Source organism: Candidatus Flexifilum breve, assembly GCF_016713355.1.
The window spans coordinates 346,160-360,009 of the sequence record NZ_JADJPI010000010.1 but is presented as its reverse complement, the minus strand read 5'-3'; the positions used below and the strand labels follow the sequence as shown (position 1 = coordinate 360,009).

12 protein-coding genes and 1 pseudogene are annotated in these 13,850 nt (G+C 52.7%); 8 read left to right on the top strand and 5 right to left on the bottom strand.

What is annotated here, in order from left to right; translation table 11 throughout:
- The first annotated feature begins 227 nt into the window (after nt 1-227).
- The 6 genes from IPK17_RS11545 (at nt 228) to IPK17_RS11520 (ending at nt 6,225) form a co-directional block, all read left to right on the top strand.
- Nucleotides 228-3,866 (top strand): FtsK/SpoIIIE domain-containing protein, encoded by a 3,639-nt coding sequence (locus IPK17_RS11545; protein WP_343417838.1) that lies wholly within the window; start codon nt 228-230, stop codon nt 3,864-3,866.
- Nucleotides 3,867-3,910: 44 nt separating this feature from the next.
- Entirely contained in the window at nt 3,911-4,186 is a 276-nt protein-coding gene (locus IPK17_RS11540; RefSeq protein WP_343417837.1) for a hypothetical protein, read from the top strand.
- A 13-nt stretch (nt 4,187-4,199) separates the two neighbouring features.
- Nucleotides 4,200-4,487, top strand: a complete 288-nt coding sequence (locus IPK17_RS11535; protein WP_343417836.1) for a hypothetical protein — start codon at nt 4,200-4,202, stop codon at nt 4,485-4,487.
- 29 nt (nt 4,488-4,516) lie between these two features.
- Nucleotides 4,517-4,861 carry a hypothetical protein gene (locus tag IPK17_RS11530; protein ID WP_343417835.1) on the top strand — a complete coding sequence of 115 codons (345 nt, stop codon included), beginning with the start codon at nt 4,517-4,519 and terminating at the stop codon, nt 4,859-4,861.
- A gap of 117 nt (nt 4,862-4,978) precedes the next feature.
- Nucleotides 4,979-5,218 carry a hypothetical protein gene (locus tag IPK17_RS11525; protein ID WP_343417834.1) on the top strand — a complete coding sequence of 80 codons (240 nt, stop codon included), beginning with the start codon at nt 4,979-4,981 and terminating at the stop codon, nt 5,216-5,218.
- Between the two features lie 302 nt (nt 5,219-5,520).
- Nucleotides 5,521-6,225 carry a transposase gene (locus tag IPK17_RS11520; protein WP_343417833.1) on the top strand — a complete coding sequence of 235 codons (705 nt, stop codon included), beginning with the start codon at nt 5,521-5,523 and terminating at the stop codon, nt 6,223-6,225.
- Between the two features lie 825 nt (nt 6,226-7,050).
- Here IPK17_RS11520 and IPK17_RS11515 read toward each other — a convergent pair.
- Complete coding sequence (locus IPK17_RS11515; RefSeq protein WP_343417832.1) at nt 7,051-7,722, bottom strand: formylglycine-generating enzyme family protein; 672 nt, start codon at nt 7,720-7,722, stop codon at nt 7,051-7,053.
- Between the two features lie 595 nt (nt 7,723-8,317).
- Complete coding sequence (locus tag IPK17_RS11510) at nt 8,318-9,877, bottom strand: TIR domain-containing protein (RefSeq protein WP_343417831.1); 1,560 nt, start codon at nt 9,875-9,877, stop codon at nt 8,318-8,320.
- Between the two features lie 318 nt (nt 9,878-10,195).
- On the opposite strand from IPK17_RS11510, the pseudogene IPK17_RS11505 reads away from it, so the two are divergent.
- Nucleotides 10,196-10,669: pseudogene (locus IPK17_RS11505) on the top strand (Y-family DNA polymerase); the annotation flags it as partial.
- Nucleotides 10,670-11,028: 359 nt separating this feature from the next.
- Nucleotides 11,029-11,961 (top strand): hypothetical protein, encoded by a 933-nt coding sequence (locus tag IPK17_RS11500; RefSeq protein ID WP_343417830.1) that lies wholly within the window; start codon nt 11,029-11,031, stop codon nt 11,959-11,961.
- Here the strand turns inward: IPK17_RS11500 and IPK17_RS40510 are convergent.
- The 3 genes from IPK17_RS40510 to IPK17_RS40500 all read right to left on the bottom strand — a co-directional run bounded on the left by IPK17_RS40510 (nt 11,865) and on the right by IPK17_RS40500 (nt 13,843).
- A complete protein-coding gene (locus tag IPK17_RS40510) occupies nt 11,865-12,380 on the bottom strand; it encodes a WD40 repeat domain-containing protein (RefSeq protein ID WP_350341625.1) in 516 nt (171 codons plus the stop codon). The genes IPK17_RS11500 and IPK17_RS40510 overlap by 97 nt on opposite strands.
- A gap of 80 nt (nt 12,381-12,460) precedes the next feature.
- Nucleotides 12,461-13,360, bottom strand: coding sequence for a WD40 repeat domain-containing protein (locus tag IPK17_RS40505; RefSeq protein ID WP_350341624.1), 900 nt, complete (start codon nt 13,358-13,360; stop codon nt 12,461-12,463).
- Between the two features lie 63 nt (nt 13,361-13,423).
- The gene (locus IPK17_RS40500; protein WP_350341623.1) at nt 13,424-13,843 is read right to left on the bottom strand and encodes a WD40 repeat domain-containing protein; all 420 of its coding nucleotides are present in this window, start codon (nt 13,841-13,843) and stop codon (nt 13,424-13,426) included.
- Nucleotides 13,844-13,850: the final 7 nt, after the last annotated feature.

Sequence of the window (13,850 nt, the reverse complement as noted above, 5' to 3'; positions counted from 1 at the left end):
CAAGTCATTGGTTGATAGAACTGTGCAATGATGCTCGGTATATCTTGTAGTGATGCCCCACCTATTAGATGGCTGTCTTTGAACGAGATAGCCAAAAGATGGGCGTCTGGCAAACTTTACATCTAAAAGTACATGAATATATAGGCAATTACAGTATTAATCGCATCAGCCACTAAACTCGCTTAATCCACTAAATTGCTTACATCTCACTTCCTAGGAGGAGATTGATGTTTCGCCGAAATAAACAAAAGCAAGTCGGAGCTCCGACTTACATTGATTCTGTGATAGAAGATGACTACGGCACCTACATCCAGGCGATAAACTCTATTGTAGAAGCCAGACGTAGGTACGATGAACAACGCGCCGTCTTGGCCGTTTGCGATAGTGTAATGGCGCAATGTAATAATTACGGAAACGATCAGCGCCTTACAATTGATGGGGCTTTTTCCGAAGGTATTGGAAACGCCCCGTCAAGTGCTGACTTGAGGCAAGTTCAGCAAGTACAGCTAAATGAATGGGAAACGCGTCAAGCGTATGAGACCAAACAAAATCTTGATGTCCTGCGCATGCAAAGGTTTCTGGACTCAACCATTCAAGAAATTGAACGTGAACTCCAACAGTACTATTCTTTGAGAGATCAACTGGCAAAAGTACTCCCAACCATCCGGCGCGCTCGATTCTGGACTCTCTTTTGGATTGTGGGGCTCATTCTTATAGTTGGCGGTTCTTCTTTCTTCGGCATCGCCAGGTTTGACGGACTTCTAGGAACGATAATACCCGGCGCAATGGGATTATTTTTGCTTATTTGTATTGGGCAGTTACTCAGTCGCTCTGGCGAACGCGGACGCATTGTAAGAAACGTTCATCATATGCGCGATAAGGTTTATCGATTGATCGCTGATACTCGGGTAAGTCGAGAGCAGCAGTCCGCAAAAGCGGATGAGCATGCTAGGCAGTTTGAAGCTGTACGCAAAGCCTCTGCAAATACGGTTGAGGATGTGCTGCACCGGTATAATGGGCCTGACGAAATGAATGCGCCCGAACGACAATTAGCTGAGCCTTGGTCACGACTTGAAACCGATCAGAACTATAGACCCCGTACTGCTGGGCTCGGGGCTCCAGTAATTCGTATTGGGACATTTCATATTCCCACATTGTCAGAGGTTCAGGTACTTCCCGCGATAGCGCCTCTCTTAACAAAAACCAGTGAAGAGACGTTAAACGATGGACATCTGATTATTGTCGCTGGAAAAGCAGCTCGTGAAACTGCTTTATCCGCATTGCAAAGTGAAGCATTACGCATTCTTGCAGGGTTTCCTGCGAGAAAGGCTCGTTTCACTTTTATCGATCCCATCGGGACGGGCAATACCTTCCCATTCAAGCGTTTACCCGATTTCATTACCGGCCCGAAGTCCTACACTCGTGAAGAAGATATCAAAGAGCAGCTCCGAGCGCTTGTAAATCATCTGGAGCTGGTGGTTCACAACTATCTCGCAGCGGACTTCAAACACATCGAGGAATTTAACGAAGCTTCGAATTACATCAAAGAAGCGTACCGGTTTCTCTTCGTCGCCGATTTTCCGTACGGGTTCGATCGCAGTGCAATTGAGGACATCAAAAAGCTGATCGCGAATGGCCCACGCGCTGGTATCTATGTCGTGATTCATGCCGATCCAACCCTTGAAAAACCTCGAGATCTCAATTTTGAGACGATGTTATTCCCCAATTCTACGGTGCTACAAGAACAGAACGGTGCATTTCTGGTAACATTCCCGAAGTCCCTACAGAGTAAGTATAGGCTTACTCCGCTTCAAGTAGTTCCAGATCGTACGCCTTCAACAGAATGGATCAATCGTTTTGCAGCTAATCTGATTGAGTCATCGCGTTCCGTTACGGCAAGTGGTGTTCCGTTTAGTGAACTTGCACCGTCCTCAGATGAAGTTTGGACACGTAATGCAGCGCGAAACATTCACGTTCCATTTGGATTGAGCGGAGCTCTAGATCGTCTTGACTTCCGTTTAGGCGATTGGGAAGACTCAAGCGGACAGAAAGTTACCGTTAATCAGGCACTCTTGACTGGTAAACCCGGTTCGGGCAAAAGCTTCACCTTGCACGCGATCATCTGTAATCTAGCACTTCACTACCCGCCAAGTGAACTCCACATGTATTTACTGGATTACAAGGAGGGTGTGGAGTTCCGGATGTATACTGACAAGAAGGTAGGCGTATCAGAAGGTGACACCAGCAATGCAGCCTCACGTGAAACTGATGAAACAACAGTGCCTCGCCCTCTTCCCCATGCTCAAGTCGTTGCAATTGAAAGTGAACGCGAATTTGGGCTAAGTGTACTACGAAAACTACAAGCTGAGATTGTCTCTCGCGGACAGCTGTTCAAAGAAGCGGGTGTAAGTGAACTTGCGGATTACCGGCGCGTTCGTCCAAATGAGATACTTCCTCGTATCCTTTTGGTAATTGATGAATTTCAAGTTTTGTTCGTAGAAAATGACACGATTGCCGCAGAAGCGAACCGTTTGCTAGATGATATTGCACGGCGTGGACGGTCCTTCGGGTTGCACATGTTGTTGTCATCACAATCACCGAATGTGGCAAATATGAGTCGTGACATCTATTCGCGTGTCGATCTACGACTCGTACTTCAGCTTGACAAAAACTCGGCTGCTGTTGCACTCGCAGACGGAAACGCTGATGCTGTTGACATGCTTGACCGCCCCGGCGAAATCATCGTCAACGCACAGGCGGGCCGTAAAGACGCGAACATCCTTGGTCAGGTAGCAAATATGACCAGTACTGCCCGCGAACAAGTATTGGATGACTTACAGGCGATTGCACGAGCCAAGCAGTGGCGGCGAACTACAAATTTGGTTGTCTTTCGTGGCAACGAGCCGTCGAGTGTTCGTGAAAACAATAAGTTGACTATACTTCTGCAACGCCAGAGTTGGAGCGATGCAATCAGCCATCGAGGTTCGGCAGTCCGCTGGCGTGATTTCTTTAGCGATCCTGATTGGGTTGATAAAGAAAAACCTCTCGCAGCATGGATTGGAGAAGCGATCAGAATTGGTTCGCATGCCTCAATTACATTGCGACGGCGTGCTCGATCTAATGCTCTGATTGTTGGTTCTGATGAATCAAGCGTGTTCGGTATGCTCGGGGGGACTGATCATGAGTTCAGTTGCAATGTACTCCCTGAACAGGCAGAATTTGCTTTTATTGATCTCAGCCAACCTGATGAAAGCTGGTCGGATGTTGCCGAGGATTTTGCCCGTTATCTTCCCTATCGTTTTACAATTGGTGAACGTGGCGCAGCATCAAAAGAAGGGGGTATCGAAGTTGTACGGGCAATTGAGGTTCTTGACCGAGTAAACGAAGTTTTGGTTGAGCGCAAACGTCGCCGCGATGAGGGTGAAGATGAAAGTGTATTCCCAACACTGATTTTTATCCTTGGAGGATTGCATAAGTTGCAGCAGCTTCGCCTGGTCATGGGAACAGTACGTGAGGAAGCATCGGACAAAGCCAAAGTTTTGAATTCGATTGTCGCTCAAGGACCGGAACTGGGGATTCATACAGTGGTGTGGGTAGATAGTATGCAGGTCTTTGAACGCACGATGCAAAGTCGTGCGTGGTTAACTCACTTCGACTTGCGAATTGCATTAACCATTCCGGCTAACGACTCACAAATGCTTTTTGGCGATGCATCGGCGAGTAAATTACCGAGACTTCGCGGTTATACTCGTGATGAGTCTTCACCGCAAGGTTTAGAGAAATTTAAGCCGTACTCCCTGCCTCCCGTCGATCTCATTCGACAGATTGGTAAGTCGTTGAAGTCACGTGCTCCAGAAAAAGCTTGAACCTACATCTTCGGGACTCATTCATCAAGGAAAAGAGGAAACTCATGAGTGACATTGAAATTGATCGTAATCAACTTTCTCGATTTATTGATACGCTGGCAGGGTTTCAGCGGGTAGTAATTGATGATTGGGCATTGGTCGAGACTGCGGTGGGAAACGCAGCAGAGTCTTGGAAAGGCATGGCTTGGGAGCAATTCCATCGCGAATACACAGAAATGAAGACAGATGTTGATGCTGCTATTGGCTCAATCAATGATGCCTATAAGTGGTTACTTGACTACGATGCAATCATTCGTGATATAGAAGATAGTCGTCTGTAAGGGAGAGATGATCATGTTTGATCTTGTAAAAGTTGATGCAGAAGCGATCAAGGACATCGTAGTGTCGCTCCAGAAATACCTTGAGGACTTGCGACGAGACTGGAATCAGGTACGAAGCAGTTGGAGCGATCTGTCTCTCGCTTGGAATGATCAACAGAGACAAAAGTTCGAACCTGTCTATATGCGTATTCTGGCAACTTTTGCAGAAAGTGAGCGGCAAACTGAAAGTTTTATCAGATTTCTGAATAACCAGCTGACCTTGATTGAGCAGCGCAAAAGCCGCCTGAACAACCTTCAATAGAAATAGAAGTCGTAAAGGGGTGTCTTATAGTGATGTCGCTTGTGCGAATCAATCTAGACTCAATCAAGACATTGGGTGATAAAGTTTCTCAGGTTAATGAGCAAACTCAAGTTGCTCTCTTGGAAGTACTTAGAACCATAGAAACGATGGAAGTAAGATTGCAAGCACACGTCAACGACTGCGAAACAATCTTGGATAGTGCTCGTGATAGTTTGTCAGCTTGCCGTGGGCGCGATGATCTCGATTGTAGTTATGAAGAATCGCAAGTTCGTGAAGCGGAACATCGATTAGAAAGTGCACGCGAAATGCTTCGAAGCTTTCAAGAGGCAGTTCAAATATCAATCGATCGAGCTGAATGGGAGGCGCTTAGTTGACCAAGGGCTTCCTCAAATCGCCGGCTATCTGCTTCGGATATCTGACACCCTGTATCGACTGCGCGGCTTGCAAACTGTCCTCACTAAACCAGATTGGCTGATACAGGGATGGATGGAGTGAATAATTTCTATCAGGAGATCGAGCGGCTAAGTGAAATGTGGCGTTCCATGCAACTTATCTTTCTTGATTTATCTAATGAATGGCATGGTGATGGCAAACGTTCCTTCACTACCAATCTATGGGAACCGTGTGAACAAGATGGAGATCGTTTCTTAGGTGGGCTGCATGAACTAGAGATGGCTGTTTCACAGGCTGAAAATTACTTGAACTCACAACCACATCAATCGCTCTACTAAATAAAAGAAAAGGCATTTTCCGGCGCAATCATCGGTATTTTGGCCCTCTAGCCTGAGGCTAATTTGGGTCCTTCAGTCGAACCCTGGGATAACCCAATCGGTGCTCCAACTTTTCCATAAGAAACGTGAGTTAGGGATAAGGCGGGATGCGTTTCACTAGAGGTGTTATCCTCTAGGGTACCCCTACCCAGAAAGGCATCCCACCATGAATCTACTGTACATCGTCATCACAGCCTGTTGAAAAAGTCGGGTAAAGTTGTGACCCTGAGATGAAGTGAGAGAAAAACAGGCAAGAGTGTGCAATGTTGGGACGAAAAGAGCGGGTCAGCAAAGTGCATGCAGCGCTTTGCTTGGAGGATTTGGTTCCCAGCCATCATTTTTATCGCCAAGTTGAAGCCAAACTGGATTTGAGTTTTGTAAGGGAGTTGGTCCGAAGCGCATATGCGCCGCGGCTGGGACGTCCGTCTATCGATTCGGTCGTCTACTTCAAGCTTCAACTCATCATGTTTTTCGAAGGGTTTCGCTCCGAGCGGCAGCTCATGGAGCAGGTGACAGTCAACCTAGCACATCGCTGGTATCTGGGCTATGACCTTGACGAGGCGGTGCCCGACCACAGTTCATTGAGCAGGATCCGAGACCGATTGGGTCTCGAGGTTTTTCAGCGGTTCTTTGAAGCCATCGTCGAACGCTGCTGTGCAGCAGGATTGGCCTGGGGCAAAGAGCTTTACTTCGACGGCACACGAGTGCGTGCCAACGCTGATGTCGACAAGCAGGTGCCGCGGTTTTTCGCCGCAACCCAGCAGCATCTGCCTGCAAGCCCTATTTGGCGACCAGTCGGAGGGAGAACCCCAGATAACTCACCGAGGACTATGGTCTACTTTACAACGGACAACGGTTGTTTTGCCGGCGTACCCACGCGACAGCAGAACGTCACGGTGACAGTTGGGTGGCTTCAACAGATCCTGATGCGACGATGTTGTATGGTCAACACGGCCAGAGCCGCTTAGGCTACAACGTTCATTATGTCGCGGAGGAGGCAAGGCGCGTGTCATTTGGCAACCCTAGTTACCCCTGCCTCTATTATGGACAACACGCCCATGCCCGACCTAGCACGCTGGGTGTGTTGTCGTTGGCATCTCCAACCGCGCATCGCGGTCGGTGATACCAAATACGGGACCACCGCCAACCTTGTTGGGGTATGCAGGATGGTCTGCGAGCTTATCTGGCGCTCGCAGACCAAACTGTGCGAACCAAGCTCTACAGCCACGAGCGATTCCACTACGACGCCCAAAATAACGGCTACCTCTGTCCTCAAGAGCATTTCCTGCCTCTGTCCAGCTTCGACCAGCACGCGCAAGCGTTTATGTACCGCACTTCCCCCAAGATTTGTAATGTCTGTCCAGTCAAACCCGAATGCACCACCTCGCGCTAGAGAGGCGTGGTCAGGCGCTCCATTTTCCAAGACTACCTGGACCGTGTGCACGCTTACCACACGACGCCCGCCTACCACAAGGCAATGCGGAAATGTTCAGTCTGGATTGAGCCGATGTTCGCTGAAGCCAAACAATGGCCCAACTCACGCAGTTTCGTCTTAGACGCCTCGACAAGGTGAATATCCAAGCATTATTCATCGCTGCAGGTCAAAACATTAAGCGCCTGCTGAGAGTTATCCTTGCATTCGCCCTCCTCAGCCGTCTCCCGCAGCTGTTCTCGCCCTGAGGGTGACAGCCCGCAACCATATTTCAGGGCTTTTTGCCCCCGTTTCTTGGCAGAGCCTTCGACTTTTTCAACAGGCTGTGATGAACTCTTGCAATCGTTTGCCGGGCAAAAACCTAAAAAGGAGACGAACCACGCACCACCCGAAAACCGAAGAGTTTATATCTGTTGAGGGGATCATCCCCATCGCGGAAGACAGCGCGCGCGAGGTCTCGATTGCTGAACCACGAACCACCTCGCACGACACGAGTTTCGCCGCTAGCATCCACCGCTGTTTGTGTGGGATCGTCGAATTGATTTAGGCACCACTCCCATACGTTCCCGCTTAGATCCAGCACACCATAAGGACTCGCCCCATCGGCAAACAACCCTACTGCGCTCGTCTGACCGATCCCCGTTTCACGTGTATTTCCTTTCGCTATGTCGAACTCGTTTCCATAAGGGTAGATCCGGCCGTTGGTGCCTCGCGCCGCCTTCTCCCACTGCTGTTCGGTCGGTAGCGTGATGGCACAACCGAGCTTGAAGCTCAGCCAGCGGCAATAGGCCACCGCCTGATACCACGATACGTTCTCACGTGGATGATTGGCGTATCGAAACGACTGTTCGGTCAGTTCACGCGCACGGTAGGTGGTGCCATAGACCTCATCTTGTTCTTGCATTTCCGCCCACCAGTCATCAAGATCGAAGCCGTCGTCACTATCGACGAACGCGTGGAACTGCGCATAGGTAATTGGGTAGCGGCTCATATGGAACGCGCCGAAACTGGGCCGCTGCTCGTTTTGGTACATCCACGCGCCGTCGTCGGAATCTCAACCCGTCAATGTCCGGCAATCCATTAGGGTGTAATCCGATTCCGGGGCGCCGATCCGCATCCAGTTTGCCCAATACACGATATGCCGCCGCCCGTCCCAAAGGATTGACCTCGTTTTGCCTGCTTACTGCCCCAGCAACGAGCGTCGAGCGGGTGTTTACATCCAGCTTAGCGAGATCGAGTGTGAAATCCGGCTGTTCAAGTAACTCTAATGCAAGGTGCGGTTAGGCTGGAGCGATCCAACGCGCCACAGAAGGCGCGTCGTTCCGGGTACCCGCCAGCAGGATCGCCGTCTCCTCACGGCCTGATGACTCCCACCAACTCTCTGGCTTCCAAATTGAGAAGATACGTTGGGACGGGGCAGTGTGCTCGCCCGTTGTCCCTACCCTAACATCCGAATCCATCAAACTCACTAACGCTGCCGCCGCGAAATACTGCTGGAGCCAGTTGATGGGTGAAGCGCACGTTCCTTCCCAATAAATGGGCCCGGTGGCGGCGGCTCACTAACACAATGCTGGATCGTGTGCTGGGACGTGCTGGAGCAGGATCGCTTCGCAGTGGCGCGTTCCATTTCATCTGCGCCCCATACTCCATGCTACCTGCCCTAAACCGATCCGGATCGGCTCACCGCCGATCCACGTCAATCCCACATCGGTGCAGCGTTTCTCTTCAGCTTGTAGCAGGTTGGCGACAAAATCGGCGTACAGTGCGGCACGGTTATTAGGTAATTGGGCAGTGCGTCGGTAGAGGACGCAGATCATGTTCGCCATGAACGGGCTTCGGCACAACGCCAGCAAACGGCGGTGATCCGCGTGCATCGTTTCCCATGCGCGATTTTCGCTGCTCGACCGGTATTTCTCTCTGGGTAGCCACTCCTTTCCCCAGAAATCCTCAGCGTGATCGATCTTGACGAACTCCGCCCAGGCGTTGAGCAGATCTTCGTCCCCACGGAGATCGCGCCACAATGCCATGCCGCGTTCGACTTCATTCCAACCCGCGTACTTGCGTGTGATGAAGTTATAAATGCGCGGCAGGTCAAGCGGCTTGAGGCGAATCTTGCCGATCCCCTTGATGGAGCTCAAGTCGTCGGTGTAGTCGCGCACCCGGCACGAGACAACCCAGTCGCTTTCACCGTGCAATGTATCGCGCACCTCGGCGATCAGCTCGCGTCCATCGTTTTTCGCCACGCGCGGCATCTCGTTGAGCGCATCGCATATCAGGACGAAGCGCGAGTGTAGTCGGTCAAACGCGGCTTGCAGATTATGCGACTTGGCGCGGATGAAGTCGCTGAACGAGAACGCCCCGTCGAATTCGCGCAATGGAATGTAGACCGGCAGTTTGGCGGTCGGATCGCTTTGCGCTACCCGCGCCTGATCGACCGTCAGCTTGAGCAGCGTGGTCGTTTTGCCCGCGCCCGGTTCGCCGAGCAGCACTACCCGCCGCAGATCACGAATCGCCGCTCGTGCATCCGGCACATCGTCACCCACCTTAGCGAAATCATCCTGGCGCAAACGCTCAATGCCGACCGTAGAGAAACTGAAATCCTCATCGTCTAGGCCAAATGCCAGCGCTGATTTCGTCAGCGCCTCTGGTGAGCGTTCCGGCGTCGCTTCCAGTTCTACGTACAGTGCATCGCGCAGATCTGCTTTAGCATCACTCAACACCCACTTCAGGTAGTCCTGCACCAGCGCGTCATCGTTCGGCACGATGGGTCTCGCAGAGGCGACGACACTGGTGCTGGTGTGGCAACAGGTCAATGCTTCAATCAGCGCAAGCACGCCGGTATTCCAGTTCGGTACGTCCATCAGGATGGGCTGAACTTCCTGTAAATGCAGCGGATTGCGATGTTTAGCGGGCTGGACAGCCAGCGGCGGAATCCCATCCTCATCGGCGCGTAATTGCTCACGGCGCACCCACTTCGACTCGTCGGCATTCGGCGTCACGATACAGATCACCGCGTAGGCGTTCGCCAGACCGGATTGGATGTTCTCGTACCAGTCGTCGCCACCGGGGATGCTGGTCGCATCCCGCCACGTTGTGACGCCACGCGCATTCAGCGCTGCTTCCAAACGCTCGACAAACTCGGTGTCTTTCCGACTGTAGCTGATGAAGGCGTGTCGTTTAGTACTCATCGCTAGCCTTCACTTCTATGCGGCATTTGTCGGGCGGCATCGGCTCTGCTCCAGAGGGGTAAATTCTATTTCCACAGACCTATTCTAGCGCAAAATTGTCTATGCAAATCAGATTTTGTGAAAGTAATCCGTAAGGGGAAATCATGGTATAATTCGCACGTCTGAGCGAATTAAAACGGTCTATGTCCCAGTCGCCTAAGCCTCGAAAAATCCTCCACCTCGATCTCGATGCCTTTTTTTGTGCTGTCGGAACAAGAACAACTCCAGTCTTGAAGGCCGGGCGTTCGCGGTCGGCGGACGACCGGAAGCCGCGGTGTCGTCTCCTCATGTTCGTATGCAGCGCGGCGGTTGGGCATCCATTCCGCCATGCCGATGGCACGGGCGGTGCGGTTATGTCCGCAGCTCATCATCATCCCGCCGCAATTCGACGCCTACCGTGCTGCATCGCGACGAGTCATGGGCGTGCTCAACGACCTCACACCGTTTGTCGAGCAGATCTCCATCGACGAAGCCTTCCTGGACGTGACTATGCTGCGTGATGACGCGGAAGTCATTGCTCGGCGGTTGCAGGCGCAGATTCGGGATAGTTTTGGGCTGCCGTGCTCGCTCGGCGTGGCGACCAGCACCATGAAGCTGACCGCTTCCAGCGCATCGGTAATCTGTTTCCACCAGCCGCCGCCGCCTTCCATGCGTTCCCGGTCACGCCAGACGCCTCCGCGCCGAGTTCAGCGACCAGACGGGCGCGGAGGTCAGCGGCGAACCTTTCGCCGTCCGCGCGGGCATAGGAGATGAAGACGCGGGGTTGAGTGTCCATGTTCACCCTCACTACACTTGAGAGGTTTGATTTACGGTAAAGCGTTTGTTTGTCTCTACGAAAACGATTATAACCCCATCCTGCCTATACGCGCATTCCTCCTAACAACCTGTGTCCCTCGACCGCCCCGCGGGGATACGACGCGAGGCATACCGTCCAGCAGCGGCGGGCGGTACGCTGGCACTCCCTTACAGGCAGTACCACCGAACCACCCGCCTTCCTTGTGGATGCTGGACGGTTCCCCCTGCTGCGTCGTCGGCGCGGGGTGAGCGGTCGTGCCTCAAGCGTGCCGCTCACCTGCGCTGGCAGATTCCAGCTTGTGAGGGGAGTGTTCACCATGACTTCTGACTTCAGCAGCCAGATCAGACCGTATCCGCGGACTCCGGTCTACGCGACGACATGGGCAGGGATGCAGACCTTCGAGCAGATTTACGACAACCTCGCCTACTACGCCTCGAACGTGATGAAGAACTTCGGCGTCCGTCCGCACGAACTGCCCGACTGCTTACAGATCGGCTTCATGGTGCTGTGGGAGACGCTCACTCAGCAGCCCGACTTTCTCGCTCAGAAAACCCGCCGGCAGGCGTGTTTTTGTTCTGGCGCGCTGCAAGATTTCGAGTATGCGCTACGGGGAAGGGCCTACGACCGCCTCGACGAGCTGATCACCGACGACTGGCACGACACGGTGGACGAACTGGCGATCACCGGGCTGGAAGCGAATCGCGATGAGCGGTGGGCGGCGTGGGCAACCGATGTGGATCTGCGCGTCGACATCGAACGGATCATGTGCAAGCTGGCGGAGAAATATGCGGACTCGTTCAAGCACTTGGTGGCGCTGTATTTCATCACGACGCAGGTGAGCCGAGCTGATGCTGCGAAGATCGTTGGGCCAGAGCCTTTCCGCTGGTATAAAAGCTGCGTGCTGCCCCTGCTGGCAGAAGTGCAGTTTGAGTTCGCGCAGGTGTTTCGGGAAGGGCACTGCAACGATCTTGCTGGCGAATTGATGCTATCAGCGAAGGGGTCGAAGTGCGGTGGCTTCACGGCGCCGTATCGTGAATGGCGGGAGAAGTACCAGCAGGGGAACGTCGCTCCGGCCGACAAGCTGCTGGAGCGCTACGCCCAAACACCGTTTCTCGTGCAAGCGCTGCGAGCGCAATCGATGGGGGAGACGTATCAGGAGGCGGCAGAACACAATAGACGCAAGTTCCACAGCTTCAAGCGCCACATGAAGCATGCTGCTCGACTACTCAAGGAAGCGTATGCTGCGTAATAGGTGTGACGTCGTGGCTGGGACGCTAAACCAGCCAATTTTCTTTTGCTCATTCCCGTGGTGTTCGCGCCGGGCTGGGTCGCAAAACGCAACCAGTAAAGCCCGCCCATACCTCCGGCGACGATGTGTTCGCCATCTGGTAGCAAGGCACATGTCATTAAAACCCCATCAGCATAGAATGGGGCCACGTTTTTCCCTGTATGCACATTCCACGCCTTGAGGGTACAGTCCCTCGACGCAGAGATGACGATATCTGTGCCGAGAGCACAATCGCGCACTGTATTCGTGTGGCCCGCCAGTGTGAATCGTTCTTGCCCAGTCTTCAAGTCCCACAACTTGAGTGTAAAGTCTTGTGAGGCAGACACGATGACATCTGCGTTCACGGCGCAGGCGCGTACTGTGTTCGTGTGTCCCGTCAACGTGAATCGTTCTTGTCAGTTTTCAAGTCCCAGACTTTGAGTGTACGGTCGTCTGAAGGCAGATATGATGACATCTGCGTTCACGGCACAAGCACCGAGTTGGTGTGTCCCGTCAACGTGAATCGTTCTTGCCCAGTCTTCAAGTCCCAGACTTTGAGTGTACGGTCGTCTGAGGCAGATACGATGACATCTGCGTTCACAGCACAAGCGCGTACTGAGTTTGTGTGCCCTATCAACATATATCGTTCTTGCCCAGTCTTCAAGTCCCAGACTTTGAGTGTCTGATCGTCTGAGGCGGACACAATCACATCTGCGTTCACGGCACAAGCGCGCACCCAATCAGTGTGACCGGTCAATCTGAGCCGCTCGTTGCCTGTAACTGTATCCCACACCCGTAGCGTACGGTCATGTAACGCGCAGACGATCATATTCGTGCCGATGTCGACCCCGTTTACCCCATCCGTATATGCAGCGGTAAACAGGTCACCACGAGGTTCCCATAGTGTATCCAAATCCCACACCTTCAAGGTTTTGTCATTGGACGCGGAGACGAGGAGGTTTGCGCTAACCGCGCACGAATATACGGCACGTTTATGTCCTGTTAGCGTAGCCCGCTCAACACCATTCGATAGATCCCACACTTTCATGGTCTTGTCATCTGAAGCGGAAACGATGATGTTATTGGCAAGCGAACAGTCAAATACTGCGCCTGAGTGCCCTACTAATGTGAATCGTTCCATCCCAGTATCCAAATCCCACACTTTGAGGGTATTATCATCCGAAGCGGAAACGACGATGCCACCGCCAACTGCGCATCCCAACACTGCGCCCGTGTGTCCTACTAGTGTGAATCGCTCCATACCCGTCTCGGCATTCCAGACCTTGAGGGTGCTATCATCCGAAGCGGAAACGACGATGCCACCGCCGACTGCGCATCCCAACACTGCGCCTGTGTGTCCCACTAGCGTGCATCGCTCCATACCCGTCTCGGCATTCCAGACCTTGAGGTGCTATCATCCGAAGCAGAAACGACGATGTCCCCATCAACTGCAACCCAACACTGCGCCCGTGTGTCCTACTAGCGTGAATCGCTCCATACCCGTCTCAGCATTCCATACGCCGAGGGTATTGTCGCTCGATGCGGAAATGATTATCTTGCCATAAACTGCACAACCCAACACCGCGCCTGTGTGCCCTGCTAGTGTGAATCGCTCTATACCCGTCTCTGTATTCCAGACCTTGAGGGTGTTGTCGCTCGATGCGGAGACAATGATGCGATCATCACCTGCGCACGCGTTTACTGCGTCTGTGTGTCCGGTCAGTGTGCGAATGAGGGCGGGATGTGGTAGGTCGGGAAGCCCCTGCCAAGGTGCGATGAACGTGCGCGGTAGTTCCGCCAGCACTACATCACATGAATCACGCAGCGCGATTAGGTGTTGCAAGCGGGCGTACAGCGTTGTCATGAGGTCG

Bases quoted from the DNA above. Each gene is read 5' to 3' on its own strand.
- IPK17_RS11545 (WP_343417838.1), top strand. From the start codon at position 228: ATGTTTCGCCGAAATAAACAAAAGCAAGTCGGAGCTCCGACTTACATT.
- IPK17_RS11540 (WP_343417837.1), top strand. From the start codon at position 3,911: ATGAGTGACATTGAAATTGATCGTAATCAACTTTCTCGATTTATTGAT.
- IPK17_RS11535 (WP_343417836.1), top strand. From the start codon at position 4,200: ATGTTTGATCTTGTAAAAGTTGATGCAGAAGCGATCAAGGACATCGTA.
- IPK17_RS11520 (WP_343417833.1), top strand. From the start codon at position 5,521: ATGTTGGGACGAAAAGAGCGGGTCAGCAAAGTGCATGCAGCGCTTTGC.
- IPK17_RS11515 (WP_343417832.1), bottom strand. From the start codon at position 7,722: ATGTACCAAAACGAGCAGCGGCCCAGTTTCGGCGCGTTCCATATGAGC.
- IPK17_RS11510 (WP_343417831.1), bottom strand. From the start codon at position 9,877: ATGAGTACTAAACGACACGCCTTCATCAGCTACAGTCGGAAAGACACC.
- IPK17_RS11500 (WP_343417830.1), top strand. From the start codon at position 11,029: ATGACTTCTGACTTCAGCAGCCAGATCAGACCGTATCCGCGGACTCCG.
- IPK17_RS40505 (WP_350341624.1), bottom strand. From the start codon at position 13,360: ATGGAGCGATGCACGCTAGTGGGACACACAGGCGCAGTGTTGGGATGC.
- IPK17_RS40500 (WP_350341623.1), bottom strand. From the start codon at position 13,843: ATGACAACGCTGTACGCCCGCTTGCAACACCTAATCGCGCTGCGTGAT.